This window comes from Pseudomonas entomophila, from assembly GCF_023277925.1.
GTDB lineage: Bacteria > Pseudomonadota > Gammaproteobacteria > Pseudomonadales > Pseudomonadaceae > Aquipseudomonas > Aquipseudomonas entomophila_D.
Genome location: NZ_CP063832.1, coordinates 1,370,168 through 1,396,069, shown reverse-complemented (window position 1 = coordinate 1,396,069; position 25,902 = coordinate 1,370,168). Strand labels below are relative to the sequence as shown.

At 64.5% G+C, this 25,902-nt stretch carries 21 protein-coding genes; 10 read left to right on the top strand and 11 right to left on the bottom strand.

From position 1 onward, the window contains the following. Positions 1-81: 81 nt before the first annotated feature. The 3 genes from IM733_RS06205 to IM733_RS06195 all read left to right on the top strand — a co-directional run bounded on the left by IM733_RS06205 (position 82) and on the right by IM733_RS06195 (position 2,775). Entirely contained in the window at positions 82-768 is a 687-nt protein-coding gene (locus IM733_RS06205) for a histidine phosphatase family protein (protein WP_248920028.1), read from the top strand. Position 769: 1 nt separating this feature from the next. Then, the gene (locus tag IM733_RS06200; protein ID WP_248920027.1) at positions 770-1,603 is read left to right on the top strand and encodes a phosphatase PAP2 family protein; all 834 of its coding nucleotides are present in this window, start codon (positions 770-772) and stop codon (positions 1,601-1,603) included. Positions 1,604-1,812: 209 nt separating this feature from the next. Beyond that, positions 1,813-2,775 carry a ribonuclease Z gene (locus IM733_RS06195; RefSeq protein ID WP_248920026.1) on the top strand — a complete coding sequence of 321 codons (963 nt, stop codon included), beginning with the start codon at positions 1,813-1,815 and terminating at the stop codon, positions 2,773-2,775. Positions 2,776-2,857: 82 nt separating this feature from the next. Here IM733_RS06195 and ppk2 read toward each other — a convergent pair whose 3' ends face one another. Next, positions 2,858-3,676: a polyphosphate kinase 2 gene (ppk2, locus tag IM733_RS06190; protein WP_248920025.1), complete on the bottom strand. Its 819-nt coding sequence runs from the start codon at positions 3,674-3,676 to the stop codon at positions 2,858-2,860. Positions 3,677-3,910: 234 nt separating this feature from the next. Here ppk2 and IM733_RS06185 point away from each other — a divergent pair, with 234 nt between their 5' ends. Together IM733_RS06185 and IM733_RS06180 are read left to right on the top strand one after the other, a co-directional pair. Further along, positions 3,911-4,543, top strand: a complete 633-nt coding sequence (locus IM733_RS06185; RefSeq protein WP_248920024.1) for a hypothetical protein — start codon at positions 3,911-3,913, stop codon at positions 4,541-4,543. A gap of 215 nt (positions 4,544-4,758) precedes the next feature. Continuing rightward, positions 4,759-4,962 (top strand): hypothetical protein, encoded by a 204-nt coding sequence (locus IM733_RS06180; RefSeq protein ID WP_248920023.1) that lies wholly within the window; start codon positions 4,759-4,761, stop codon positions 4,960-4,962. Between the two features lie 14 nt (positions 4,963-4,976). Here the strand turns inward: IM733_RS06180 and IM733_RS06175 are convergent, their stop codons facing one another. After that, complete coding sequence (locus IM733_RS06175; RefSeq protein ID WP_248920022.1) at positions 4,977-5,918, bottom strand: DUF1848 domain-containing protein; 942 nt, start codon at positions 5,916-5,918, stop codon at positions 4,977-4,979. After that, a complete protein-coding gene (locus IM733_RS06170) occupies positions 5,915-6,769 on the bottom strand; it encodes a hypothetical protein (protein WP_248920021.1) in 855 nt (284 codons plus the stop codon). The genes IM733_RS06175 and IM733_RS06170 overlap by 4 nt, the downstream gene beginning before the upstream one ends. A gap of 432 nt (positions 6,770-7,201) precedes the next feature. Between IM733_RS06170 and IM733_RS06165 the strand changes: the two genes are divergently transcribed. Further along, on the top strand, positions 7,202-8,506 hold the full coding sequence (locus IM733_RS06165) for an MFS transporter (RefSeq protein WP_248920020.1): 1,305 nt from the start codon (positions 7,202-7,204) through the stop codon (positions 8,504-8,506). 149 nt (positions 8,507-8,655) lie between these two features. Here the strand turns inward: IM733_RS06165 and IM733_RS06160 are convergent, their stop codons facing one another. The 8 genes from IM733_RS06160 to IM733_RS06125 form a co-directional block, all read right to left on the bottom strand. Further along, a complete protein-coding gene (locus tag IM733_RS06160; RefSeq protein ID WP_248920019.1) occupies positions 8,656-10,143 on the bottom strand; it encodes an efflux transporter outer membrane subunit in 1,488 nt (495 codons plus the stop codon). Further along, on the bottom strand, positions 10,140-13,250 hold the full coding sequence (locus tag IM733_RS06155) for an efflux RND transporter permease subunit (protein ID WP_248920018.1): 3,111 nt from the start codon (positions 13,248-13,250) through the stop codon (positions 10,140-10,142). The genes IM733_RS06160 and IM733_RS06155 overlap by 4 nt, the downstream gene beginning before the upstream one ends. Next, positions 13,247-16,345, bottom strand: coding sequence for an MdtB/MuxB family multidrug efflux RND transporter permease subunit (locus IM733_RS06150; protein WP_248920017.1), 3,099 nt, complete (start codon positions 16,343-16,345; stop codon positions 13,247-13,249). The genes IM733_RS06155 and IM733_RS06150 overlap by 4 nt, the downstream gene beginning before the upstream one ends. Continuing rightward, the gene (locus IM733_RS06145) at positions 16,342-17,634 is read right to left on the bottom strand and encodes an MdtA/MuxA family multidrug efflux RND transporter periplasmic adaptor subunit (RefSeq protein WP_248920016.1); all 1,293 of its coding nucleotides are present in this window, start codon (positions 17,632-17,634) and stop codon (positions 16,342-16,344) included. The genes IM733_RS06150 and IM733_RS06145 overlap by 4 nt, the downstream gene beginning before the upstream one ends. Before the next feature lie 211 nt (positions 17,635-17,845). After that, positions 17,846-18,346 (bottom strand): thiol peroxidase, encoded by a 501-nt coding sequence (gene tpx / locus IM733_RS06140; protein ID WP_248920015.1) that lies wholly within the window; start codon positions 18,344-18,346, stop codon positions 17,846-17,848. A 167-nt stretch (positions 18,347-18,513) separates the two neighbouring features. Then, positions 18,514-19,794: a serine/threonine transporter gene (locus tag IM733_RS06135; protein ID WP_248920014.1), complete on the bottom strand. Its 1,281-nt coding sequence runs from the start codon at positions 19,792-19,794 to the stop codon at positions 18,514-18,516. A gap of 241 nt (positions 19,795-20,035) precedes the next feature. After that, entirely contained in the window at positions 20,036-21,232 is a 1,197-nt protein-coding gene (locus IM733_RS06130; RefSeq protein WP_248920013.1) for an amino acid aminotransferase, read from the bottom strand. Positions 21,233-21,581: 349 nt separating this feature from the next. Then, positions 21,582-22,607, bottom strand: coding sequence for an Ldh family oxidoreductase (locus IM733_RS06125; protein WP_248920012.1), 1,026 nt, complete (start codon positions 22,605-22,607; stop codon positions 21,582-21,584). Between the two features lie 143 nt (positions 22,608-22,750). Here IM733_RS06125 and IM733_RS06120 point away from each other — a divergent pair, with 143 nt between their 5' ends. From IM733_RS06120 to IM733_RS06105, 4 genes are all read left to right on the top strand, one after another. Continuing rightward, positions 22,751-23,614, top strand: coding sequence for a MurR/RpiR family transcriptional regulator (locus IM733_RS06120; protein ID WP_248920011.1), 864 nt, complete (start codon positions 22,751-22,753; stop codon positions 23,612-23,614). A 26-nt stretch (positions 23,615-23,640) separates the two neighbouring features. Beyond that, positions 23,641-24,393, top strand: a complete 753-nt coding sequence (locus IM733_RS06115) for a transporter substrate-binding domain-containing protein (protein ID WP_248920010.1) — start codon at positions 23,641-23,643, stop codon at positions 24,391-24,393. Between the two features lie 68 nt (positions 24,394-24,461). Beyond that, positions 24,462-25,181 carry an ABC transporter permease gene (locus IM733_RS06110; protein ID WP_248920009.1) on the top strand — a complete coding sequence of 240 codons (720 nt, stop codon included), beginning with the start codon at positions 24,462-24,464 and terminating at the stop codon, positions 25,179-25,181. Then, complete coding sequence (locus tag IM733_RS06105; RefSeq protein WP_248920008.1) at positions 25,178-25,888, top strand: ABC transporter permease; 711 nt, start codon at positions 25,178-25,180, stop codon at positions 25,886-25,888. The genes IM733_RS06110 and IM733_RS06105 overlap by 4 nt, the downstream gene beginning before the upstream one ends. The last annotated feature ends 14 nt before the right edge of the window (positions 25,889-25,902 follow it).

Here is a 25,902-nt window from a genome sequence, read left to right as displayed (position 1 = left end):
GCCTTCATACAGTGCAGCCACTTTCGGATGGGCTGCCGCCGCGTGCCTTGTCCGCACCTTCCGCTTTCATGGAGTGTTTGCATGTTGCAAGGCACCATCGATAAACCCACCTCCCTGAAAACACCCAAGGCGTTTCGCTGGTCCTCCCTGTTACTCGTCGCGGTCGGCCTCTGCGCGTTGCTGGCACTGGTGGTGGCGACCCGCTGGGTAACCTCCACGCAGGTCGCCGACCTGGGCAGCGCGCAGCAGATGCGCAGCCAGGGTGTGTACGGCGAATGGGCAGCCGGTTCGGTGATCGTCCTGGTGCGCCATGCCGAGCGTTGCGACCGCTCGCATGCGGCCTGCCTGAACGACCCCACCGGTATCACCGTTGCCGGCAGCCAGGCCGCCGAAGGGGTCGGCGCTGGCCTGCGCCAGCTGGGCCTGGGCAGCGCCGACCTGCTCGCCAGCCCCGAGGTGCGCACCCAGCAAACGGCCGACTTCATGTTTGCCAAACCCATTGCCACCCAGCAATGGCTGGCGCAATGTGACCGCGATTTCGGCCAGGCGGCCTTCGCCCACAAGCGTGCCGGCCACAACCTGGTGCTGGTCACCCACAGCGGTTGCATCGACCAGCTCGAACGCGCGCTAGGGGTGGCCGGCGGCGAACGTTCGAGCAGCTACGCCAGTGCCCTGCTCGTCACCCTGGGCAGCAATGGCAAGGCCAGGATCCTTGGCCAGATGAACGCCCCCCAGTGGCGCAAGCTAGAAATCGGCAAGGGAGCCTGACATGCCATTCACACCGCGCGCGCGTTTCTACCTGAACAACCTCGGCTTGCCGCTACTGCTGTCGGCGCTGGTCTTCGTGCTGTTCGACCTGACCCGCCTGGACCGCTGGATCAGCGACCTGCTGCTGGATCCCGCCACCGGCCAGTTCGTCTTCCAGCACAATGCCTGGTTCGAGAAAGCCACCCACAAATGGCCGCGGATTCTCCCGGACTGGACCGGCGAGCTGGCGGTCCTCGGCCTGCTGCTGTCACTGCTGTGGCCGTTGCTGCGTCGCTCCGCGCAGGCGAGCCGTGCCGTGGAAGGTGTGCGCATCGCACCACTGCTGCGCTTTACCGCCGATCACCGGCGCGATTTTCTGTATATCGTGGTGGCCTTTGCCCTGTGCACCGGCGTCATCCATTACCTCAAGAGCCACACCGGCGTGTACTGCCCCGTGGAAACCACCCTGTACGGGGGCAGCGAGGCGCACCTGGAGTGGTACCAGCAGTTCACCTGGCTGGACAAGGCCGGGCCAGGCCGCTGCTGGCCGGGCGGCCATGCCTCCAGTGGTTTCACCTTGCTGGCCCTGTACTTCGTCGCCCTGCGCCACCGCTGGCCGCACACGCGCAAGCTTTTGCTGGCGGTCCTCGCGGTCGGTTTCATCTATGGCACCACCCGTGTTCTACAAGGCTGGCACTACATGTCCCACACGTTCTGGGCCGGGATCTTCGTCTGGCTGACCAGCTGGGGCACGGCGCTGGTGTTCTACGGCCGCCCCGCACTGCAGGCGTCGGCCGTCGCCACGGTCAGTAGGCCCCGCGCTTGCGAAACGCCCAACGCCCTGCAATTACCGTGAGGGTCCTGGCATCCTAGAGTCAGCCCCATCACAAGCACATGACAGTTTCACGGCCCTGCCCGCCGAGCTGTACAACACCTCTCGCGCCTTGCCTGCCTCGCCTTGCGCGGTAGCTTGGATACCGACCGGCTATGCTCGCGGCCGCAGCCATGCTAGCCTCCGCGCGCGCCGCGCAATGCGGCGCGTCGTAAACGTCAAGGAGTCAGGCAATGGACCTGCAGTTTCTGGGCACCTCTTCCGGTGTGCCCACCAAGGCCCGCAATGTAAGCGCAACCGCCGTCATCGAATCCACCGGCCACGGCTGGTACCTGGTCGATTGCGGCGAGGGCACCCAGCACCAGCTGCTGCGCAGCCCGCTGTCGATGCGCGACCTGCGCGCGATCTTCATCACCCATGTCCACGGCGACCACTGCTTTGGCCTGCCGGGGCTGCTGGCCAGCGCCGGCATGTCCGGGCGCAAGGCGCCGCTGCCGCTGATCATGCCCACCGCCCTGCACGACTGGGTGCGCCAGGGCCTGGCGGTCAGCGATACCTACCTGCCGTTCGAACTGCAATTGCAGCCGCTCGAGACCTTCGATGGGTTCACCTGCGGCAATCTGCAGGTCGGCAAGGTCGAGCTGTCCCACCGCGTGCCATCCTACGGCTTCGTGTTCGAGGAGCACGATCCCGAGCCGCGCCTGGATACCGCGCGCCTGCAGGCCGATGGCGTGCCGGCCGGGCCGCTGTGGGGCCAACTGGCCCGTGGCCTGACGGTGGAACATGAAGGGCGGGCGCTGAAGCCACAGGACTACCTGCAGCCACAGCGCCCGCCACAGCGCATGATCGTCTGTGGCGACAACGACCGCCCGGAGTTGCTGGCCGAGCTGGCCAAAGGGGTGGATGTGCTGGTGCACGAGTCGACCTTCACCGAACCGGTGGTCGAGCGTGCCCAGGCCACCTTCGGCCACAGCACCGCCGCCGCGGTGGCGCGGTTTGCCGAGGCGGCACAGGTGCCAAACCTGGTGCTGACCCACTTCAGCGCGCGGTATCAGGGCGCTGGCGCGGCACGTGGCAGCTCGATCGAGGATGTACGCGAAGAAGCGGTGGCGCATTACCGCGGCAATCTGGTCCTGGCGCAGGATCTGCAGCGCTATCACCTGGGGCGCGATGGCCGGCTGGTCGAGGTCTTGTAGGAACGGGGTTAGCCGCGATGCAGGCACCACAGTGGTGGCCCCCGCATCGCGGGTGATCGCGGCTGAAGCCGCTCCTACAGTTTCAGAACCGGTCCGCGACCATCTTGAACGGATACGGCGCAGCCTTGTATTTGCCGATCTTGCCGCGTTTGGGCAGCGTGACCTTGTGCGCCTGGCTTAAATCCTTGTAGGGAATCAGCTGCAAAAAGTGACTGACAATGTTCAGCCGCGCCTTGCGCTTGTCTTCCGACCGCGCCACGTACCACGGCGCCCAGGATGAGTCGGAGGCGGCGAACATCTCGTCGCGGGCGCGGGTGTACGCATCCCAGCGGTTGTAGGACTTGATGTCCATCGGCGACAGCTTCCATAGCTTGCGGCCGTCGTCGATGCGGTCTTGAAGGCGCCGCGCCTGCTCCTCGGCGCTGACTTCCAACCAGTACTTGATCAGTATGATCCCCGACTCGACCATCATCCGTTCGAACATCGGTACCACGGTGAGGAACTTCTGCGCCTGCTCTTCGCTGCAAAAGCCCATCACCCGCTCGACGCCGGCGCGGTTGTACCAGCTGCGGTCGAAGATCACCACTTCACCGGCGGCCGGCAGATGGGTGAGGTAGCGCTGGGCGTAGATCTGGGTCTTTTCCCGCTCGGTCGGCGCCGGCAGCGCCACCACCCGGAACACCCGCGGGCTGACCCGCTCGGTGATGGCCTTGATGGTGCCGCCCTTGCCGGCGCCATCGCGCCCTTCGAAGACGATGCACACCTTAAGCCCCTTCTCCACCACCCACTGCTGCAGCTTCACCAGCTCCACGTGCAGGCGCTTGAGCTCGGCTTCATAAGCCTTGCGCCCCAACCGCTTGCCGTCGTCACCCTTGCGTTGCTTGCCCTCGGCCTTGGCCATCTGCCTGCTCTCCTGGAAGGTCCCCGGTTGCCCCGGTGACGCCGGGGCGGATCAGAGCAGTATGGATGACCCCTGGATTTTCACCCGCCCCAACGCCCGGCAAAGGCGCGCACAACCCCGCCGACATGTCCAGTTGCCATGATTGCGGACGCTCTGGCTTGCAGGTTCTAATCCCGATCCGACCGGCCCGGCCGGTGTTCGCTGCGCAATTGGCAATTACAAGGAAGCCTTACGATGAACAGGAAGATCGTACCGCTGGCCCTGCTGGCCACGCTGTTCGGCTGCTCGGCCGGCCAGGACACCCGCGAAGCCAGCTTTCGCCAGGCCGCCCAGGCCTACCTCGACACCCAGTACCCGCACTGCTTCGTGATTACCGCCTTCCCTGCCCGCACCCGCGACTTCGACGTCGAAGGCACCAACAAGGCGCTGCGCGCCCTGGCCAAGGTCGGCGTGGTCAGCGAACGGGAGATTTCCCGCACCGAGGTGCCAGAGCGCCTGTGGCAGCCCGCCCGCACCGACATCTATTACGCCTACGAACTCACCGACGAGGGCCGCAAGTACTACCGCGCCGACGCCGCGAAACGCGCGGATGGCGGCAGCACCGGCGGGTTGTGCTTCGGCAAGGCCCGGCTCACCGAGATCACCGCGTTCAGCAAGCCGGCCGAACGCGAAGGGCGCAAGGTTTCGCAGGTTACCTACCGCTATCAGGTCACCGACCTGCCGGGCTGGGCCGGCGATGAAGCGGTGCAGGCCGGCGTCCTTGGCCTGGGCCAGGCTGCCGGCAGTGCCGAGAAACCGCTCGAGGAGACTCGCGCCATGGTGTTGACCGACCAGGGTTGGGTGCATGAGCGGTTGATCACGCGGTGAGATGGCCCCGGCACCAGGCTGGTCAAAAGTAACTTTGCGACGCTCTTGAGATCGGGCGCCGTCTGCGCGGCGCTCGATACCATAAGCGCTGCAACTCTCCCGCGCATATCTTTCAAAGATCGACGCTTAATCCTGAGAAAACCCTGCCCAGCCATCATGCCCGTCAACCGGTCGCTACCCGGCCGCACTGACCACCCATGATGGAGATGATCCCGATGAAAATCCTGCTCTGTGCCCTCGCGCTGCTGACCATGACCTCGATGACCACGGCATTCGCCGAGGGCGGCGCCGAGCGCCTCAAGGAGCGCAGCGATAAGTGGGCCCTGCAACGCCAGCAAGCCCAGGAGACCTTGGCCAAAGATGTGTCCCAGCAAGATCAGCAGCGGTCCGAGACCTCCAACACCAACTCATCGAGCTGACGGCCTTATTTGCCTCAGAACAGCGTTGATTGCCTGGTGCCAGGTTCCAGCAACGCTGGCGATACCCCTTCCGTACCGCCAATAAGGAAGGGGCTAGCGGGATCATGTTGCTGACGCTGGGCAAGCGTCTTCTCATGGTTGAACGTGGCATAGCAGTACGCACAACCATGCAAGCACGTGTTGTAGACACCGATATCGACGCTCTTGATGCAGCCACAAGCCGTTCGCTGGCCGGCGTCCTTGATGCTTTTGAGCGTTAACCCGAACAAGTCGGTGAGCAGTTGGTCATCGATGCACTTGCCATGCGCGATACCCGCCGCATCAGTGTCCACTTCTTCGGCGCAGCTCTGTATCTGCATGCCATGCGCCTGTGCAACCTGGGCCATGTAGTGGGCGAGGTCGAGCATCGCATCAGGGGTGGCCAGTACATCGGAACAGATCAACCCCTGCACCTTGGCCAGGTTGTTGCTGGTCTTCTTGTAGAAGTCGGCAAAACTGATGACCACCCGCTCGGTATGCCCCGCCAGCAGGCCGGCGATCTTGGCGAACAGCCGCTTGTGCTCGGCAAGGTCTATCAGGTTGGACACCAGGATAGGGTCGTAGCGCCAGATCACCTTCCCTGGGCCTACGCGCTGGCTCAGGTCGATGAAGCAGCGGATGGCGTCCATCGGCCGAGGGACGGACTTTTCAACGGCACGGGGATAGCCGGTGATCGTGTAGTGGAAGTAGTAACGCAGCCCGCGAGCGTCCAGGGTGTCCAGCGACTTCATCAAGTGCCGGGGGTTGCGGGTCCAGAACACAATGGCATCGACATCGGCCGGGTCGAGGGAGACCCGGGAGATCTGGTGATAGTTGAAGGGATTGCGGGTCAGCAGGAAGCCCTGCTGGACACGGTTCATGAACCAGTCGGCATAGAAAGCGGGGATGTCGGTGCGGCGACTGGCACTGATGATCATGGGCGGGTGTACTCGAGCAGTTGGTAATCCATGAAGCGGTTTGTCATCACGGGCAGCTTCACGACGTTGCAGCCCTCACACGATGGAAACTTCCCTTGATCAGCGCATTTGAGGATCAGCTCATCGGGATAGCAAAAATCCCATGAAATCTTCCTGAGCCCTTCGCCAAACGTACCCTTGAATCGGGTTTCATGCCTGTCATCCTGAGTGCTGAAACCCACCTTTCTCAACGCCTCGTGAACAACATCAAAATGACGAATATTTCCTGAGGACCTTTTACTGTCACTTCCATTGAAAACGTAAGAATTAAGGAAAAAAATCCGATCATTCTCATTTGCCGAAATACTTTCAGCCAGGCGTTCCAACCCACCACTTGCCGCAATGTCACTGATGGATTTCGGGAAGACAAAAACATCTATCTCATCAAGATCTACTCGCTTTAACGATTTCGTATTGAGGTGATGAAAGACCAGGTTGTCATCGTCGTTCTCTGGGATCAGCCGCTGGCTGGACCATTGGCAATTATCGAAACCATAGTAATCGAATTCGACATCTCCAAGATTGTCGCGCAACGCGTAGTAGTCGGTGCAGATGCCACACCCAAATGACGCGATCTGAATGCTCTTGCAATCAAATGGCAAGCGGTCTTTCAGCTCGCTGGCCAACAGACAATACTCTAGATAGTACGCTGGAAAAAAACGCAGCGTGTAGAGCTTTTGGTACATTTTCTTCTTGTAGGCATTACCCTCTGGCCCTACTTGCGAAATGGTGCACCACTTTTCCTTATTCTTGAGGAACGATGCATGGAAATTACCCAGCAACTCGTTGACGAATTCAGCATTGTAGATCACGTCCTGCGCTCCCTGAGTACGTAGTGGACATGAGCTTATCGCAAACAATATCAATGTGCCATTATCAAAATTGAACGAGCAACCACTAATGATTTTCGATTGCATGTTTACTCTTCAATGCCGCTCTTCTTCAAGGTTGGCCCCACCTCTTCCCTGCGGCCTCTCGTCGCAGCCTCGTCCCCCTTGGCAAATCCCCCACAGGCCGTAAAATCGCGCTTCCTTTTCGCCCGTCGCCCAACCCGGTGGCCAGCGCCCGCAAGGACCGCGTCCGTGCCTCGCCACATCGCCCATGTGCACCAGGCTCAACCGCCCCCGCCCGGCCTTCTCTGCAACAGGCCCAGCGGTTGACTCTTGCCCAGGTAGCAGCCCGCCCCGGCTAACCGGCTGTAGCCGAAAAGGCGCACATCCGCGTTTTCCAACCTTGAGGTACGTATGTCTCCGCGTTTGCTGGCGATGGCGCTGGCACCCCTGCTCGGCCTGTTCATCATTGCCCTGGGCAATGGCTTCATGTCTTCCCTGACTACCCTGCGCCTGGGCGCTGCCGGCGAGTCGGCCACCACCATCGGCGTGGTGTCCTCGGCCTACTTCATCGGTTTGACCCTGGGTGCGGTGTTCAACGACCGGCTGATCCTGCGCATCGGCCATATCCGCGCCTACAGCAGTTTCGCCGCGCTGATCGGCGCGACCATCCTGCTGCAAGGGCTGTTCTACGACACCACCTGGTGGTCGCTGCTGCGCCTGCTCAACGGCTGGGCCGCGGTGGGCGTGTTCCTGGTGATCGAGAGCTGGCTGCTGCTGGCCGGCGACGCCAAGATCCGTGGTCGCCTGCTAGCGCTGTACATGATCGCCTTCTACGGCGCCGGGGTGATCGCCCAGGCCACCCTCGGCGAGATCACCAGCTGGGGCGATACCGCGCCCTTCATGCTCGCTGGCATGCTCGCCACCCTGTCGGTACTGCCGATCGTGATCCTGCCCCGCGTGTCGCCACTGCTGGACCAGGTCGAACCGCTCAAGCCACGCCAACTGCTGGGCGTGGCCCCCACCGGGCTGGTCGGCTGCTTCGGCTCGGGCGTCGCCATCGCCGGTATCTATGCCCTGCTGCCGCTGTACCTGCAGCGCATCGGCCTGGACATCGGCGAGATCGGCGACATGATGGCCTGGGTGATCCTCGGCGCCATGCTGCTGCAATACCCGGTCGGGCGCTGGTCCGACCGCAAGGACCGCCAGGACGTGCTGATCACCCTGGCCGCTGCGTGCGTGGTGCTGTCAATACTGATCGTGCTGCTGCCCACCGACACCGTGCTGCTGCCGGCATTGCTGTTCCTGCTGGGCGGCGGTGTGTTCGCTTTGTACCCGGTGGCGGTCAGCAGCGCGGCCGACCGGGCGCCGGCCGATGCCCTGGTGCCGATGATCCAGGGCCTGTTGCTGATCAACTCGCTGGGCTCGGCCATGGCGCCGCTGGCCATCTCGCCGATGATGACTTCCTATGGCGAAGTCGGCCTGTTCTGGGCCTTTGCCGTGATCAACCTGGCCATGGTCGGCTTCTTCCTCTGGCGCCGCGGCAAGCGCCCGGCACCAGAACACCCTGCCCCGTTCGCGCCGACCGCGACCTTCTCGCCGAGCGGCGCCGAGCTGCGGGTGACCGAGGATCTGCGCCAGGCGGCGCAGGAGCATCCGACGTTGGATGCGATGGATGGCGGCGTGGCGGCGCCAGCGCCACGGCCTGACGCGCCCTGAACGCAAAGGTTCGCCGGCAAGGCCGGCTCCTACCGGGTGCTCCGCTTTCGCGATCATCCTGTAGGAGCCGGCGTTGCCGGCGAATACGATTCAACGGCCAGGAACAATCCCGCTGGCGACCGCTGCGTCAGCCCAGTCGCCACTGAAACTCAATCTTCGCCCGCCAACGCCTGCTGAGCATCCCACCCGCCCCCAAGCGCCGCAATCAACTGCACACTCGCCACCAGCCGCCCCTGCAGCAGGTTCAGCACGCTGCGCTCATTGCTAAGCGCCGTGGTCTGCACGTTCACCACATCCAGGTAGCCGATCAACCCCGCCTTGTACTGGTTCTCGGTCAACCGCAGCGACTCCCGCGCCGCCTCCAGGGCCTCCTGCCGCACCCCGGCTTCGTCGGCGTACACCTGCAGTTGCACCAGATAGTTCTCCACCTCCTTGAACCCATCCAGCACGGTCTGGCGATACTGCGCCACGGTCTGGTCATACACCGCCACGGTGCGGTCCACCTCGGCGCTGCGCTTGCCGGCGTCGAACAGGTTCAGGGCCAGTTGCGGCCCGACCGACCAATACCGGTTGGGCAACTCGATCCAGTTGCTGAAGCTGCTGCTGGAGTAACCGCCGCTCATGCTCAACGACAGGTCCGGGAAATACGCCGCCCGGGACACACCGATATTCGAGTTGGCCGCCATGACCTTGCGCTCGGCCGAGGCGATATCGGGCCGGCGCTCCAGCAACTGCGACGGCAGCGACACAGGGATCTGCGGCAGGGCCGGGATGGTGTTGGTAGCGGCCAGGGCGAAGTCGGCCGGGGCCTTGCCCATCAGTACGGCGATGGCGTTCTCGTACTGCGCCCGCTGCCAGGCCAGGTCGATCAGGTCGGCCTGGGTGCTCTTGAGCTGGGTACGCGCCTGGGCGACCGCGTCGGGGCCGGCAACGCCGGCGCGATACTGGTTTTCGTTCATCTTCAGCGAGCGCGCGTAGGCGGCGACGGTGGCCTCCAGCAAGCGCTTCTGCTCATCGATCACCCGCAATTGCAGGTAGTTCTGCACCAACTCCGATTGCTGGCTCAGGCGGATGGCCGCCATGTCGGCGAGGCTGGCCTCGGCGCTGGCCTCGTTGGCATTCATCGTTTCGCGCAACTTGCCCCACAGGTCGATCTCCCAACTCACGCCAAGCTGGGCGTTGTAGGTGTTGCGGATGCCGCTGCTGTTGTTCGACAGGCTGGAGCTTGAACTGCCGGTGCCCTGGGCAGAACGGTTCTTGCTGGTGGTCAGGTCGAGCGAAGGGAACAACGCGGCTCGGCTGCTGCGCACCAGGGCTTGCGCCTGGCGGTACTGGGCTTCGTACTGCGCAACGGTCTGGTTGCTGCGATTGAGCGCCTCGACCAACGTGTTGAGCTGCCGGTCGCCATAGATCTCCCACCAGGCCCCCCGGGCGATGGCATCCGACGGGTTGGCCTGGGTCCAGCCTTCGGCCTGCTTGAACTGCGCAGGGGTGCTCAGCTCGGGGCGATGGTAGTCAGGGCTCAGGGTACAGGCGCTGAGCATCGCCACGCACAAGCCCGCGCCGAGCAGGCGCGAGCCACGCCCCTCGGTCAGCAGCTTGAGGGCGCGGTGCAGGCGGGTCTGGGCAAAATTCATAGCGGGGTATCCAGGGCAGCGTCGGTGCGCACGCCGCGCCAACGGTTGAAACGGTGGCGCAGGCGGTCGAGGTACAGGTAGACCACGGGCGTTGTATAGAGGGTGAGGACCTGGCTGAACACCAGGCCGCCGATGATGGTCAGGCCGAGCGGCTGGCGCATTTCGGCGCCCTCGGCGCGGCTCAGCAGCAAGGGCAGCGCACCGAGCATGGCGGCCAGGGTGGTCATCAGGATCGGCCGCAGGCGCAGCAGGCAGGCGCGGCGGATCGACTCTTCAGGCGACAGGCCGTCGTTGCGCTCCAGTTGCAGGGCCAGGTCGATCATCAGGATGGCGTTCTTCTTCACCACGCCAATCAGCAGGAACAGGCCCAACAACGAAATCAGGCTGAACTGCCCCCCGGTCAGGTACAGCGCCAGCAAGGCTCCGACGCCGGCTGAAGGCAGCGTGGAGAGGATCGTCAGCGGGTGGATGTAGCTCTCGTAGAGGATGCCCAGCACCAGGTACACCAACACCAACGCGCCGAGGATCATCAACGGCTGGCCCTGGGTGGTCTTGCTGAAAGCATCGGCCGTGCCACCCAGCTTGGCGATCACCGCCTCGGGCAGGCCGAGCTTGGCCACCGCGCGCTCCAACGCCGCCAGGGCCTGGTCGGGGCTGTAGCCCTCGGCCACGTCGAAGTTGATGCTCTCGGAAGCGAACTGGCCTTCGTGGCTGACGCGGTCGTTGGCCAGGGAGTTCTCGTAGCGGGCGAAGGTCGACAGCGGCACGCGGGCACCGTCGGCGGTGATCACCTGCACTTGCTCCAGGGTGCTCGGGTCCCAGGCGTATTTGGGGTTGATCTCCAGCACCACCTGGTACTGGTTGAGGCTGTCGTAGATGGTCGAGATCTGCCGCTGGCTGTAGGCGTTGTTGAGCACCGCGGTAACCATGTCCATGTCGATGCCCAGGCGCTTGGCCTGGTCGCGGTCGACCACCAGCGTCACTTGCTGTGTGCCGGCGCCGTCGCGGGCGTCGATGGCGGTCAGCTCCGGCAACTTGCGCAGCTCGGCGGTGACTTTCGGGAACCACTCGCGCAAGGCTGCCAGGTCGCCGCTCTGCAGCGTGTACAGGTACTCGGAGGTGCTCTGGTCACGACCACCGCCCCCCAGTTGCAGGTCCTGGTCGGCCATCAGGTACAGGCGCCCGCCCGGGACCTTGGGCAGTTCCTTGCGCAGGCGGTCGATCACCTTCTGCGCATCTTCCTTGCGCACGTTGATGGGCTTGAGACGCACCAGTACGAAAGCGTTGTTGGTGCCGCTGTTGCCGCCAATGAAACCGGCCACGCTCTCCACCGCCGGGTCTTTGAGCAAGGCGCGTCGGTAGATTTCCATCTTCGGCTGCATCACGCTGAACGACAGGCCATCGTCACCGCGGATGAAACCTTGCAACTGGCCAGTGTCCTGCTGGGGCATCAGGGTCTTGGGCACCACCACGTAGAGGGCGATGTTGAGCACGATGGTGGCCAGCAGGCTGAACAGCGTGAGGCGCTTGTGGCGCAGGGCCCAAGCCAGGCTCCTGTCGTACCCCGCCACCATGCGTTGGTGAACGCGGTCGCTCCAGCGTTGCAGGCGGGTCTGCTGCTGTGGGCCATGGACCTTGAGCCAGCGCGAGCAGAGCATGGGGGTCAACGTGAGCGACACCACCAGCGAGACGATGATCGCCGCCGCCAGGGTGATGGAGAATTCCTTGAACAACCCACGGACGATGCCACCCATGAACAGGATCGAGACGAACACCGCCACCAGCGACACGTTCATCGACAGCAAGGTGAAACCCACCTCCTGCGCGCCCTTGTAGGCGGCGCGCATCGGTTTCTCGCCGTTCTCGATATGCCGGGAAATGTTCTCCAGCACCACGATGGCATCGTCCACCACCAGCCCGGTGGCCAGAATCAGCGCCATCAGCGACAGGTTGTTCAACGAGAAACCGCACAGGTACATGACCGCGAAGGTGCCCACCAGCGACACCGGCACCGCCAGGCTCGGGATCAACGAGGCACGCAGGTTGCCGAGGAACAGGTACACCACCAGGATCACCAGCACCACGGCGATCAACAGCGTGTGCTCGGCCTCCTTAAGCGTGGCCTTGATCACCGGCGAGCGGTCCATGGCCACGTTGAGCTTGACGCTGGCCGGCAGCAGCGACTGCAAGGCCGGCAGTTCGGCCTTGATCTGCCCTACCGTCTCGATGATGTTGGCGTTGGTCTGGCGGTTGATCACCAGCAGCACCGCGCTTTCATCGTTGAAGAAGCCGCTGTTGTAGCGGTTCTCCACGCCGTCGGTGACCTTGGCCACGTCGGACAGGCGCAGGATTGCGCCATTGGACTGGCGGATCACCACCGGTTTGTAGTCTTCGGCCTTTTCCAGCTGGTCGTTGGCGCGCACTTGCCAGTTGCGTTCCTGGTCCTCGACGTAGCCCATTGGCCGGCGCTGGTTGGCGTTGGCCACGGCGCTGCGCACGTCGTCCAGCGACAGGCTGTACTGGTTGAGCAACTGCGGTTCCAGCTCGATGCGCACGGCGGGCAGCGAGCTGCCGCCGATCTGCACTTCCCCTACCCCGCTGACCTGGGACAGGCTCTGGGACAGGATGGTGTCGGCCAGGTCGTACAGCTTGCCCTTCGACAGCACGTCGGAGGTCAGCGACAGCACCATGATCGGTGCCTGAGACGGGTTGATCTTTTTATAGGTGGGCATGCTGCGCATGCCACTGGGCAGCAGGTTACGGGTGGCGTTGATCGCCGCCTGCACCTCGCGCGCCGCGCCGTCGATGTCGCGGCCCAGGTCGAAGCCGATGATCACCCGGGTCGAGCCCTGGTTCGAGCTGCTGGTCAGGGTGGTGACGCCGGCGATGGCGCCCAGCTTGCGCTCCAGCGGCGTGGCCACGGTGGAAGCCATGACCTCCGGGCTGGCGCCAGGCAGGTTGGCCGACACCACGATCACCGGGAAATCCATCTGTGGCAGCGGCGACACCGGCAGCAGGCCGAAGCTCACCCCGCCCAGCAACATGATCGCCAGGCTCAGCAACATGGTGGCTACCGGCCGGCGAATGAACGGTCCGGACAGGTTCATGCTTCGGCCTGCTGTTGCTCGGTGGCTGGGCGCCAACGGCGCGCCAGGCGGTCGAAATACAGGTAGATGACCGGCGTGGTGAACAGGGTCAGCACCTGGCTCACCAGCAGCCCGCCGACCATCACCAGGCCCAGCGGCTGGCGCAGCTCGGCGCCGGAACCGGTGGCGAGCATCAGCGGCACGGCACCGAACAGCGCGGCCAGGGTGGTCATCAGGATCGGCCGGAAGCGCAGCAGCGCCGCCTGGTAGATCGCATCGTGCGGGCTCATGCCCTGGTGGCGCTCGGCCTCCAGGGCGAAGTCGATCATCATGATCGCGTTCTTCTTGACGATGCCGATCAGCAGGATGATGCCGATGATGGCGATCATCCCCAGGTCATTGCCACTGAGCAGCAGCGCCAGCAAGGCGCCCACCGCCGCCGACGGCAGCGTGGAGAGGATGGTCACCGGGTGGATGTAGCTCTCGTAGAGCACGCCCAGCACGATGTACATGGTCACCACGGCGGCCAGGATCAGCAACAAGGTGCTCGACAGCGAAGCCTGGAACGCCGCTGCGGCGCCCTGGAACTGGGTTTGCACACCTATTGGCATGCCGATGTCGCGCTGCACCTGCTCGATCACCTTGACTGCCTCGCCCAGCGACGCGCCATGGGCCAGGTTGAACGACATCATCACCGCCGGGAACTGGCCGATGTGCGAGATGGCCAGTTGCGCCTGGCGCTGCTCGATGCGCGCCAGTGCCGACAGGCGCACCTGGCCGCCGTCTGCAGCCTTGACGTGGATCGACTCCAGCGCCTGCGGGCCCAGGCTGGCGGCGGTCTGCGACTGCAACACCACGCGGTACTGGCTGGCCTGGGTGTAGATGGTCGAGATCTGCCGCTGGCCGAAAGCGTCGTACAGCGCGCTGGTGATCTGCGAGACGTTGATCCCCAGGCGGCTGGCCATGTCGCGGTCGATCAGCAGGTACACCTGCAGGCCCTTGTCCTGCAGGTCGCTGGCCACGTCGCGCAGCTCGGGGCGCTGCTGCAGGGCCTGGACCAGCTTGCCGCTCCATTGCGCGAGCAGTTCGGCGTCCGGCGAACTGAGGCTGAACTGGTACTGGGTGCGGCTGACCCGGTCCTCGATGCTCAGGTCCTGCACCGGCTGCATGAACAGGCGGATACCCACCAGCGTGTCGAGCTGCGGTTGCAGGCGGCTGATGACCTGGGCGGCGGTGACGTCGCGCTCGCCGTGGGGCTTGAGGTTGATCAGCAGGCGGCCACTGTTGAGGGTGGCGTTGTCGCCGTCCACGCCGATGTACGAGGACAGGCTCTGCACCGCCGGATCCTTGAGAATCACGCTGGCCAGGGACTGCTGGCGCTCGCTCATGGCGGCGAATGAGGTGGACTGCGGGGCTTCGGAGATGCCCTGGATCACGCCGGTGTCCTGGGCCGGGAAAAAGCCCTTGGGCACCATCAGGTAAAGCACCACGGTCAGCGCCAGGGTGGCCACTGCCACCAGTAGCGTCAGCGGCTGGCGCTTGAGCACCCAGGTCAGGGCGCTGCCGTAGTGCTTGATCAGCCAGTCGATCCAGGCGCCGCTGGCGCGGTAGAAACGACCTTGCTCTTCTTCCTTCGGTTCACGCTTGAGCAGGCGCGCGCACATCATCGGCGTCAGGGTCAGCGATACCACCAGGGAAATCAGGATCGCCACCGCCAGGGTGATGGCGAATTCGCGGAACAGCCGGCCGACCACGTCGGCCATGAACAGCAGTGGGATCAACACCGCGATCAGCGAGAAAGTCAGCGAGATCAGGGTGAAGCCGATCTGCCGGGCGCCCTTGAGCGCCGCCTGGAACGGCGTCTCGCCCTCTTCGATGTGCCGGGAGATGTTCTCCAGCATGACGATGGCATCGTCCACCACGAAACCGGTGGCGATGGTCAGGGCCATCAGGGTGAGGTTGTTGACCGAGAACCCGGCCAGGTACATTACCCCGAAGGTGCCGATCAGCGACAGCGGCACGGCGATCGACGGGATGATGGTGGCGGAAACGCGGCGCAGGAACAGGAAGGTGACCATCACCACCAGGGCGATGGCGAACAGCAGCTCGTGCTGCACGTCACGCACGGCGGCGCGGATGGTCTGGGTGCGGTCGGTGAGCACGCTGACGTCCAGGCCCGCCGGCAGGTTGTCGGTGATCGACGGCAGCAGTTCCTTGATCCGGTCGACCACCTCGATGACGTTGGCGCCCGGCTGGCGCTGGATGTTCAGCAGCACCGCCTCGTTCTGGTTGGCCCAGGCCGCCAGGCGCTCGTTCTCGGCGCCATCGACGATCTCGGCGACGTCCTTCAGGCGCAGCGGCGCGCCGTTGTTGTACTTGAGGATGAGGTTGGCGTATTCCTCGGGCGAGCGCAGCTGGTCGTTGGCGTCGAGCATCGACACTCGGGTCGGGCCGTCGAAGTTGCCCTTGGGCTGGTTGACGTTGGAGGCGCCAATCAGGGTGCGCACGTCGTCCAGGTTGAAGCCGTTGGCGGCCAGGGCGTCGACGTTGACCTTGATCCGCACCGCCTGGCGCTGGCCACCGGCGATGCTGACCATGCCCACGCCGCTGATCTGGGCGATCTTCTGTGCCACGCGGGTATCGACCAGGTCGTTGAGCTTGGGCAACGGCATGGTTTTCGACGAGATGGCCAGCGTGAGTACCGGGGTGTCGGCCGGGTTGACCTTGTTGTACACCGGTGGCGCTGGCAGGTCACTGGGCAACAGGTTGCTGGCCGCGTTGATCGCGGCCTGCACCTGCTGCTCGGCAACATCCATGTTCATGTCGAGGCTGAAGCGCAGCGTCAGCACCGAGGCGCCACCCGAGCTGGTCGAGGCCATCTGTGTGAGGCCCGGCATCTGCCCGAACTGGCGCTCCAACGGCGCGGTGACGGCGCTGGTCATCACCTGTGGGCTGGCGCCGGGGTACAGGGTCATGACGCGGATGGTCGGGTAGTCGACCTGGGGCAAGGCCGCCACCGGCAACAGTTTGTAGGCGATCAGGCCGGCCAGGACGATGGCCAGCATGCTCAGCGTGGTGGCGACCGGCCGCAGGATGAACAGGCGCGAGAGGTTCATGCGCCCGCCTTGTCGCTCGGCTCACCGGCCTGAGCCGAACCTTTCGCACCCTGCCCTTGCAGGTGCTGGCCGGGGGTGGTCGGCACTTGCGAGCTGTCTTCGACCACCTCGACCTGGGTGCCTTCGCGCAGGCGGTCGGTGCCTTCCAGCACCAGGCGGTCACCGGCGGCCAGGCCTTCCACGATCACCGTGTGCTCGCCATCGCTGGCGCCCACCTTGAGCTTACGGATGTTGACCTTGCTTTCATTGTTGACCACGTAGACGAAGGTGCCGTCGTTGCCGAACTGGATCGCCGCGCTCGGGGCCAGCACCACCTGCTTGAGGGTGTCGGCCAGCAGGCGCACGTTGACGAACTGGTTGGGGAACAGGGCGTGGTCCTTGTTCTGGAAGGTGCCCTTGAACTTCAGGGTGCCGGTGGTGGTGTCGATCTGGTTGTCGAGGCTGCCCAGCACACCACTGGCCTGCAGCTTCTGGTCGCCACGGTCCCAGGCTTCGACCGGCAGGCTGGCGCCGCTGCGGTAGCGGGCGAGCACGGTGTCGAGTTGGGTTTCAGGTAGCGTGAAGGCGACGCTGATCGGTTCAGTCTGGGTGATGACCACCAGGGCGGTGGTGTCGTTGGCCGCCACCAGGTTGCCCAAGTCCAGCTGGCGCAGGCCCACGCGGCCGTTGATCGGTGCGCGGATCTGGGTGAACTCGAGGTTCAGGCGGGCATCGTTGACCTGCGCCTGGTTGGTCTTGACCAGCCCCTGGAACTGGCCCACCTGGGCCTCGGCGGTGTCGAGGGTCTGCTTGGCGATGCTGTCTTCGGCGTACAGGCCTTTGTAGCGGGCCAGCTCGACCTGGGCGTTCTTCAACTGCGCCTGGTTCTGTGCCAGGGTGCCTTCTGCCTGCTGCAGGGCAATGCGGTAGGCGCGCGGATCGATTTCGGCGAGCAGGTCGCCAGCCTTGACCTGCTGGCCCTCCTTGAAGTGGACCTTGACCAGTTCGCCGGCCACCCGGCTGCGCACGTTGACCGTGTTGGTCGCGGTGACGGTGCCCAGGGCCTTGTAATACAGCGGGAAGTCACCGACCCGCACCGGCTCGACCCGCACCGGTACCGCCTCGGTGGAGGCGCCAAAGCCCGGGCGCCCGCCCATGCCCAGCCCCGCGCCCCGGCCCGGACGGCCGCCCGTGGCTTCGTGGTGGGCCGACGGCGCGGGCCACTGCCACCAGGCCAATACGGCCACCAGCAGCAGGATCAGCAGGCCGAACAGCCAGCGACGGAGGGAACGGGAATTGGAGGCTTGCATGGGTCGAACGAACCTTGTTCAAAGAAAGACGGCGTGGAAAGCCTGAACGATAAGCACTGGCATCGGTTTAGCAAAGTGGCTTTACCCGCGCTTTACCTTCGGCTGACGTTGAAAAGACGGTGAACTTTAAATGAAAACGGCCTGGAACGTTGTCCAGGCCGTTACCGGGTGTTACCTGGTTCGCCGGCAAGCCGGCGAACACTACTGCCGCTTACTTCAAGACAGCCAATGCCGCCTCGTAGTTCGGCTCGTCGGCGATTTCGCCGACCAGCTCGCTGTGCAGCACCTTGTCGTTTTCGTCCAGCACCACCACCGCGCGGGCGGCCAGGCCGGCCAGCGGGCCGTCGGCGATGGCCACACCGTAGGTTTCCAGGAACTCGCGGCCACGCAGGGTCGACAGGTTCTTCACGTTCTCCAGGCCTTCGGCGCCGCAGAAGCGCGCCTGGGCGAACGGCAGGTCGGCAGAGATGCACAGTACTACGGTGTTTGCCACATCATTGGCCTGGGCGTTGAACTTGCGCACCGAGGTGGCGCAGGTCGGGGTGTCGACGCTCGGGAAGATGTTCAGCACCTTGCGCTTGCCGACGAAGTCCTTGAGAGACTTGTCGGACAGGTCGCCAGCGACCAGGGAGAAAGCCGGCGCCGCGGCGCCAGCCTTGGGTAGCTCGCCTTTGACTTGAACCGGGTTGCCTTTGAGAGTCACTTGAGCCATGGCGGAAATCCTTATGCGGGTTTGAAAAAGACCCTGAGTTAAGCATGAAGCCAGGCAAGTGCCTATAAGCAAACATTAAATTGTTCTATTGCCGGACAATCTTTGTGGCCAAAAAAATGCCCGGGTGGCGACAACCGCCCCGGGCATTGGTTTCGCTCGGGCGTGAATCAGGCCAGCAGGCCGTACACCACCGAGGTCAGGGCCACCAGGCCGACGACCACCACGAACACGTTGGACAGCGCGCCGCTGTACTTGCGCATCGACGGTACGCGACGGATGGCGTACATCGGCATCAGGAACAGCAGCACGGCGATGATCGGGCCACCCAGCGATTCGATCATGCCCAGGATGCTCGGGTTGAGGGTGGCGACGATCCAGCACACCACCAGCATCAGCGCGGCGACCACGCGGTCCAGGGTCTTGGCGCCCGGGCGCATGCCGGCCTTGACGATCATGCCCTTGAGGCCTTCGCTGGCACCGATGTAGTGGCCCAGGAACGACTTGGCGATGGCGATGAAAGCGATCAAGGGCGCGGCGAAGGCGATGGCCGGCTGCTCGAAGTGGTTGGCCAGGTACGACAGGATCGACAGGTTCTGCGCCTTGGCTTCGGCCAGCTGGGCGCTGCTCAGGGTCAGCACGCAGCTGAACACGAAGAACAGCACCATCAGCACCATCAGCAGGTGGGCGCGGCGCAGGATCTGGCCGCTGCGCTCGTCGGCGTGGTCGCCGTAGCGGCGCTTCTGGTCGACGGCGAAGGCCGAGATGATCGGCGAGTGGTTGAACGAGAACACCATCACCGGAATGGCCAGCCACACGGTGTGCAGGAACGCCGAGCCCGACGGCACTTGCGCGGCGGTGTCGAGGATGCCGCCGGTCCAGTGCGGCACCAGGTACAGGGCCAGCATCGCCAGGGCGACAATGAACGGGTACACCAGCAGGCTCATGACCTTGACCGTGGCCTGCTCGCCGCAGCGCACGATGGCCAGCAGGCCGAGAATCAGCACGAACGAGAGGATCGCCCGCGGCGGCGGCGCGATGTGCAACTGGTGCTCCAGGAAGCTGCTGACAGTGTTGGTCAGGGCCACGCTGTAGATCAGCAGGATCGGGAAGATGGCAAAGAAGTACAGCACGGTGATCAACGCGCCGGCCTTGATCCCGAAGTGCTCTTCGACCACTTCGGTGATGTCACCGCCATTACGGCCGGAGAGCACGAAGCGGGTCAGCCCGCGGTGGGCGAAGTAGGTCATGGGGAAGGCCAGCACGGCCAGGACCAGCAACGGCCAGAAACCGCCAAGGCCGGCGTTGATGGGCAGGAACAGGGTTCCGGCGCCGATGGCCGTGCCGAACAGGCCCAGCATCCAGGTGGTGTCGTGACGCGACCAGCTGCCGAGGGTGGCGGGGGTCGATTCTACAAAGCGTTGTTCAACGCTTGGGGCCTGCTCATTCATCCGGGTGAAGCTCCACTCGCAAGACTGCAACAGGCTGAGAATGGCGAACTAGACGATTCGCCCAACTCAACCGGGGAAGAGGGGCGCGATTGTGCATGCAAAGGTTGCACTTGGGGAAGCCCCGCCCGAGAGACGGTTGCACTTGTCTTTACAAGAAGGGAAGAACGCAGGCAGCCTGGTTCGCTGGCAAGCCGGTTCCTACAGAGGTCCGTAGGAACCGGCTTGCCAGCGAACAGGGGGGTTACTGCTGCACAGCGGCGAACGCTTCGGCCACCTGGCGCAGGTTGGCCGGGCGCAGGCCGGACATGCACATGCGGCCACTGTCGATCAGGTACACGCCGAACTCGTCACGCAGGCGGCGTACCTGCTCGACGTTGAAGCCGGTGTAGCTGAACATGCCGCGCTGGCGCAGGAAGAACTGGAAGTCCTGGCCCGGCAGCAGTTCGCCGAGCAGATCGACCAGGCCTTGGCGCATCTCGAGAATGCGCTTGCGCATCACCTCGACCTCCGCCTCCCACTGGGCGTTCAAGCCAGCCTCGCCGAGCACGCCGGCCACCAGCTGCGCACCGAACGCGGGCGGGCTGGAGTAGTTGCGACGCACGGTGGCCTTGAGCTGGCCCAGCACGCTGACGGCGGTGGCGGCGTCGTCGCAGACCACCGACAGGCCCCCTACCCGCTCGCCGTACAGCGAGAAGATCTTCGAGAACGAGTTGCTGACCAGGCAGGGTACACCGGCACGGGCCATCTCGCGGATGGCGAAGGCATCCTCCACCAGGCCTTCGCCGAAGCCCTGGTAGGCGATGTCGAGGAACGGGATCAGCTGGCGCGCCTTGACCACCTCGACCACCTGCTGCCACTGCTGCGTAGTGAGGTCGGCACCGGTGGGGTTGTGGCAGCACGGGTGCAGCAGGACGATGCTGTTGGCCGGCAAGGTTTGCAGGGCGCCGAGCATGCCGGCGAAGTCCACGCCACGGGTGGCCTGGTCGAAGTACGGGTAGGTGTGCACCTTGAAACCCGCGCCTTCGAAGATCGCCCGGTGGTTGTCCCAGGTCGGGTTGCTCACCCAGACTTCGGAGCCAGGGAAATAGCGCTTGAGGAAATCGGCGCCGACTTTCAGCGCACCAGAGCCGCCCACGGTCTGCACCGTGGCCACACGACCGTCGGTGACGGCTGGGTGGTCGGCGCCGAACAGCAGGCTCTGGATCGCCTGGCGGTAGGCGGCCAGGCCTTCCATCGGCAGGTACAGCGAGGCTTCGTGGGGCTGGCCGGCCAGGCGTTTTTCCACCGCGCCCACCGCCGCCAGCTGCGGCACCACGCCGGCTTCATCGTAGTACAGGCCGATACTCAGGTTGACCTTGTCGGCGCGCGGGTCGGCCTTGAAAGTTTCCATCAGCGAGAGGATCGGGTCGCCGGCATAGGCATCGACATGTTTGAACACAGCGTGCAGCTCCTTGGAAATCAGGACAGTTCAGGGAAGGCTCTGGCGAGGATACCTGCAGTCAGGCGTCAGGAACATCACCGGTGCGCAAGCGGTCGATGCAGGGGTGCAAAGGCGCTGGGTTTCAAGGGGTTCGACGGGAGCCTTGTGGCGCCCTCCAGATCGAGCGCCGCCCGCGCGGCGCATCGCGGATGAATCCGCTCCTACGTTTATTTCGGGCCAGTTATGTCTGGAAGAGTACCGGTGACCGCCCCGCCCGGCTCAAACCATGCGCCGCGCGGGCGGCGCTCGATCTGATAGGCGATGCAACTACTGCGTCTAGCGCCTGGAGGCCCCCATCAGTCCAAACTCACCCCGCCAGCACCTTCAACTCCACCCACTCCCGCTCCCCCAACGCCACCCCTTCCCGCCCAGCCACCTCACGCTCCCGATAGCGCCGCTCCCCAGGCATGCGCGCCAACCCTGCCGCCTGCATCTGCTCCACCAGCTCGCGGCTGCGCTGGGCAAACCGTGCCCCCTCGGCCTTGCTCGGGTCAATCACGATAATCAACTGCCCGGTCCACGGCGTCTTCGCCCCCGGATGCCCCGACCAATCGAACTCCCAAGAGAAATTGCCCCCGGTCAGCGCCGCCGCCAGCAACTCAACCATCATCGACAGCGCCGAGCCCTTGTGCCCGCCGAACGGCAGCAGCGCCCCGCCCTCGAGTATCGCCTTGGGGTCGGTGGTCGGCTGGCCGGCGGCATCCACGCCGATGCCTGGCGGTAGTTGCTCGCCAGCACGGGCGGCGATCTGCACATCGCCATGGGCCATGGCGCTGGTGGCCATGTCGAAGACGATCGGGTCATGCCCAGCGCACGGCGCGGCAAAGGCAATGGGGTTGGTACCGAACAGCGGCTTGCGCGCCCCATGGGGCACCACGCAGGTCATGCTGTTGACCACGCTCAGGGCCACCAGGCCTTCGTCGGCGAAAGGTTCGACATCCGGCCACAGCGCGGCAAAATGGTGGGAATTGTGGATCGCCAGCACCGCAATGCCCGCCGCCCGGGCCTTCTCCACCAGCAGCGGCCGGGCCGCCGCCAGCGCCGGCTGGGCGAAGCCACCCTTGGCATCGACCCGCACATAGCCGGGTGCCAGGTCGGTCACCTGCGGCTCGGCACGCCCATCGACCCAACCGCTGGCCAAGGTCGAGACATAGCCGGGAATACGGAACACGCCATGACTGTGAGCCCCATCGCGCTGGGCGCTGGCGCAGTTGTGGGCAAGCACGGCGGCCACCGCCGCGCTGCAACCATGACGCTCGAAAATCGACTGCAACAACGCCTGCAATTCGTTGAAGGCTATGCGCACGACAGGGCCGGTGGACGGTGAGGACATCTGAAGCTCCTTTCTTGGAATTGGAATAGCTACAGCGCAACGACACAGACTTTCCCGCCAATGACAGCAATCTGTCAAATATTGACTTAATGACAGAAAACATCCATTTTCTCTCTCACGCCAGAAATCAGCCGGAGCCGCCCATGAGCCAATCGATCAAGCAACGCCTGGAAAGCAGCCTGCACACCGCAGCCGCTTCGGGCCGCCAGATCGCCAGCTACATGCTCGCCAACCTCCACGAGCTGCCGTTCCAGACCTCGGCGAGCATCGCCGGCAAGCTGGGCGTGAGCGAATCGAGCGTCGGACGGTTCTGCCGTTCCCTCGGCTACGCCCACCTCAAGGCGCTCAAGCAGGACCTGCAGAATGACTTGGGCGACGGCCCCTGGCTGGTGGGCGATCGCCTGCAGGAGTTCCGCCAGCAACCCGAGGACGACCAGCGCTCTGGCAGCCTGGAGCTGGAGATGGCCGCGCTGGTGCGCGTGCATGAGTACAGCCGCGGCGAAGCCTGGCAGCAGGTCGCCCAGCGTCTGGCCGACAAGCCCCGGGTGTTCATCGCCGGGTTCCAGACCGAACGCGGCATCGCCATGTGCATGAGCCACCTGCTGCAGTACCTGCGCGACGGGGTGCAACTGGTCGACGGCAGCGCCGGGCATTTCGGCGAAGTGCTGCTGGGCCGCCCGGAGCAGTGCGCGCTGGTGGTGTTCGAGGCGCGCCGCTACTCGCGCCACGCCTTGCAGCTGTGCCAGAAGGCGCGCGCGCGGGGTATCCCGGTGACGCTGGTCACCGACACCTTCTGTGACTGGGCCGATGCCAACGCCGACGAGGTGTTCCGCATCCCCAGCGAATTCAACCTGTTCTGGGAATCCACCGCGACGATGCTGTCGTGGGTGCACCTGATGGTCAACGAGGTCTGCAAAAAGCTCGGACCGGATGTTGAAAGACGCTTGGAAGCAACTGCCGCTCTACATAACGAGTTCGTCGGCTACACGGCGGGCAAACAACAATAGCAAGAGTGCAACGACCGAGGTGCGAGATGAAAAGAACCATGGCTGTGGTGGGTGCGTGCGCCCTGTGGCTGGCCGGCAGCGCCAGCGCCGAGACCCTGCGCTTCGCCACCGAGGGGGCCTACCCGCCCTTCAATTACGTCGACGCCAACAACCAGTTGCATGGCTTCGACATCGACATCACCCATGCCCTGTGCGAGCAGATGAAAGTCGAGTGCACCCTGGTTGCGCAGGATTGGGAGGGCATCATCCCGGCACTGATGGCGCGCAAGTACGACGCCGTGGTCGCCTCGATGATCGACACCCAGGAGCGGCGCAAGAAGATCGCCTTCACCGACCACTACTACCGCACCCCGCTGACCGTGGCGGTGGCAAAGGACAGCAAGATCAACGACGCACAGACCGACTTCAAGGGCTACACGGTCGGCGCGCAGTCCTCCTCCACCCAGGCGATCTACGCCGAGGACGTGTACGGCAAGGCCGGTGCCGAGGTGAAATTGTACCCGACCATGGACGAAGCCAACGCCGACCTCGCCGCCGGGCGCCTGGACGGGGTAATCGCCGACAAGTTCCCACTGCATGAGTGGTTGAGCAAGAACGGCCAGGATTGCTGCAGGATCCTCGGGGATGTCGCCAACACCAAGGCCGACGCGGCCATTGCCGTGCGCAAGGAGGACGAGGCCCTACGTACCCGGTTGAACGAGGCGCTGGCGGCGATCGTGAAAAATGGCACGTACCAGAAGATCGCTGGCAAGTACTTCACCTTCGATATCTACAACTGATTCAGTTGATTGATAGGCCCCAGGGGCTGCTGCGCAGCCCCAAACATGCCGAACCTGAGGGTGAACCCATGCTCGATCAACTCTCCCTGCTCTCCTTCGCCAGTGGCGGCTGGGGCCAGGCGCTGCTGGCCGGCGCCCTGGTGACCGTGTCGCTGGCCCTGGCCTGCCTGCCCATCGGCCTGCCGCTGGGCCTGGTCGTGGCGCTGGCCGCCCGTTCGCGCAAGCGCATGCCACGGGCCTGGGCGACCACCTTCTCCACGGTGTTCCGTGGCCTGCCCGAACTGCTCACGCTGCTGATCATTTACTACGGTTGCCAGATCGCCGCGCAAAAGATCCTCGCCGCCCTGGGCTACCCGGGTGAAGTGCTGATCAACACCTTCCTCGCGGCGATGATCGCCTTCAGCCTGGTGTTCGCAGCGTTCTCCAGCGAAATCTGGCTGATGGCCTTCAAGACCCTGCCCAAAGGCCAACTGGAAGCCTGCTCGGCACTGGGCCTGGGCCGGCGTACGGGGTTCTTCAAGGTGGTGCTGCCGCAACTGGCGCGCATCGCCCTGCCGGGCCTGTCGAACAACTGGCTGAGCTTGTTGAAGGACACCTCGCTGGTCTCGACCATCTCGCTGATCGACCTGATGCGCCAGACCAACCTGGCGGTCAGCGTGACCAAGGAGCCGATGCTCTTCTATGGCGTCGCCTGCCTGGCCTACCTGCTGTTCTCGGCACTGTCGGGCAGGGTCTTCGCCCTGCTTGAGCGGCGCAGCAACCGCCACCTGCAAGGAGCCCGCCCATGAGCCTCGAGCAACTGCTGGCCTATGTGCTCGACCCGGACCTGCTGGAGCGTTATGGCGCGCGCTTCGTCGACGGCCTGCTGGTAACCGCCCAGCTGGTGGCGATCTCGTTCACCCTCGGCGCGCTGCTGGGGATGCTGATGGCCCTGGCGCGGTTGTCGCGTAGCCGGCTGCTGCAACGCCTGGCGGCGGGCTATGTGTACTTCTTCCGTGGCTCGCCGCTGCTGGCCCAGCTGTTCCTGCTGTACTACGGCCTGGGCTCGCTGAAAGGTTTCTGGCAGGACGTCGGGCTGTGGTGGTTCTTCCGCGAGGCCTGGTATTGCGCCCTGCTCGCCTTCACCCTCAACACCGCCGCCTACCAGGCCGAGATCTTCCGCGCCAGCCTCATGGCGGTCGCGCCCGGGCAGTACGAAGCAGCCAGGGCGTTGAACCTCAAGCGCTCCACCACCTTCTTCAAGGTGGTCCTGCCGCAGTCGCTGCTGGTGGCCATCGGGCCGCTGGGCAATGAGCTGATCATGATGATCAAGGCCAGCGCCATCGCCTCGCTGGTAACGATCTACGACCTGATGGGGGTGACCAAACTGGCCTTCTCGCGCAGCTTCGACTTCCAGATCTACCTGTGGGCGGCGGTGCTCTACCTGCTGATCGTCGAGCTGGTGCGTCGCACCCTGAAACACCTGGAGGCCCGCCTGGGCCGCCACCTGAACTGACCGAGGGAACCGCT

Coding starts and splice junctions, on each gene's coding strand:
- IM733_RS06205 (WP_248920028.1), top strand. CDS start 82: ATGTTGCAAGGCACCATCGATAAACCCACCTCCCTGAAAACACCCAAG.
- IM733_RS06200 (WP_248920027.1), top strand. CDS start 770: ATGCCATTCACACCGCGCGCGCGTTTCTACCTGAACAACCTCGGCTTG.
- IM733_RS06195 (WP_248920026.1), top strand. CDS start 1,813: ATGGACCTGCAGTTTCTGGGCACCTCTTCCGGTGTGCCCACCAAGGCC.
- ppk2 (WP_248920025.1), bottom strand. CDS start 3,676: ATGGCCAAGGCCGAGGGCAAGCAACGCAAGGGTGACGACGGCAAGCGG.
- IM733_RS06185 (WP_248920024.1), top strand. CDS start 3,911: ATGAACAGGAAGATCGTACCGCTGGCCCTGCTGGCCACGCTGTTCGGC.
- IM733_RS06180 (WP_248920023.1), top strand. CDS start 4,759: ATGAAAATCCTGCTCTGTGCCCTCGCGCTGCTGACCATGACCTCGATG.
- IM733_RS06175 (WP_248920022.1), bottom strand. CDS start 5,918: ATGATCATCAGTGCCAGTCGCCGCACCGACATCCCCGCTTTCTATGCC.
- IM733_RS06165 (WP_248920020.1), top strand. CDS start 7,202: ATGTCTCCGCGTTTGCTGGCGATGGCGCTGGCACCCCTGCTCGGCCTG.
- IM733_RS06160 (WP_248920019.1), bottom strand. CDS start 10,143: ATGAATTTTGCCCAGACCCGCCTGCACCGCGCCCTCAAGCTGCTGACC.
- IM733_RS06155 (WP_248920018.1), bottom strand. CDS start 13,250: ATGAACCTGTCCGGACCGTTCATTCGCCGGCCGGTAGCCACCATGTTG.
- IM733_RS06150 (WP_248920017.1), bottom strand. CDS start 16,345: ATGAACCTCTCGCGCCTGTTCATCCTGCGGCCGGTCGCCACCACGCTG.
- IM733_RS06145 (WP_248920016.1), bottom strand. CDS start 17,634: ATGCAAGCCTCCAATTCCCGTTCCCTCCGTCGCTGGCTGTTCGGCCTG.
- tpx (WP_248920015.1), bottom strand. CDS start 18,346: ATGGCTCAAGTGACTCTCAAAGGCAACCCGGTTCAAGTCAAAGGCGAG.
- IM733_RS06135 (WP_248920014.1), bottom strand. CDS start 19,794: ATGAATGAGCAGGCCCCAAGCGTTGAACAACGCTTTGTAGAATCGACC.
- IM733_RS06125 (WP_248920012.1), bottom strand. CDS start 22,607: ATGTCCTCACCGTCCACCGGCCCTGTCGTGCGCATAGCCTTCAACGAA.
- IM733_RS06120 (WP_248920011.1), top strand. CDS start 22,751: ATGAGCCAATCGATCAAGCAACGCCTGGAAAGCAGCCTGCACACCGCA.
- IM733_RS06115 (WP_248920010.1), top strand. CDS start 23,641: ATGAAAAGAACCATGGCTGTGGTGGGTGCGTGCGCCCTGTGGCTGGCC.
- IM733_RS06110 (WP_248920009.1), top strand. CDS start 24,462: ATGCTCGATCAACTCTCCCTGCTCTCCTTCGCCAGTGGCGGCTGGGGC.
- IM733_RS06105 (WP_248920008.1), top strand. CDS start 25,178: ATGAGCCTCGAGCAACTGCTGGCCTATGTGCTCGACCCGGACCTGCTG.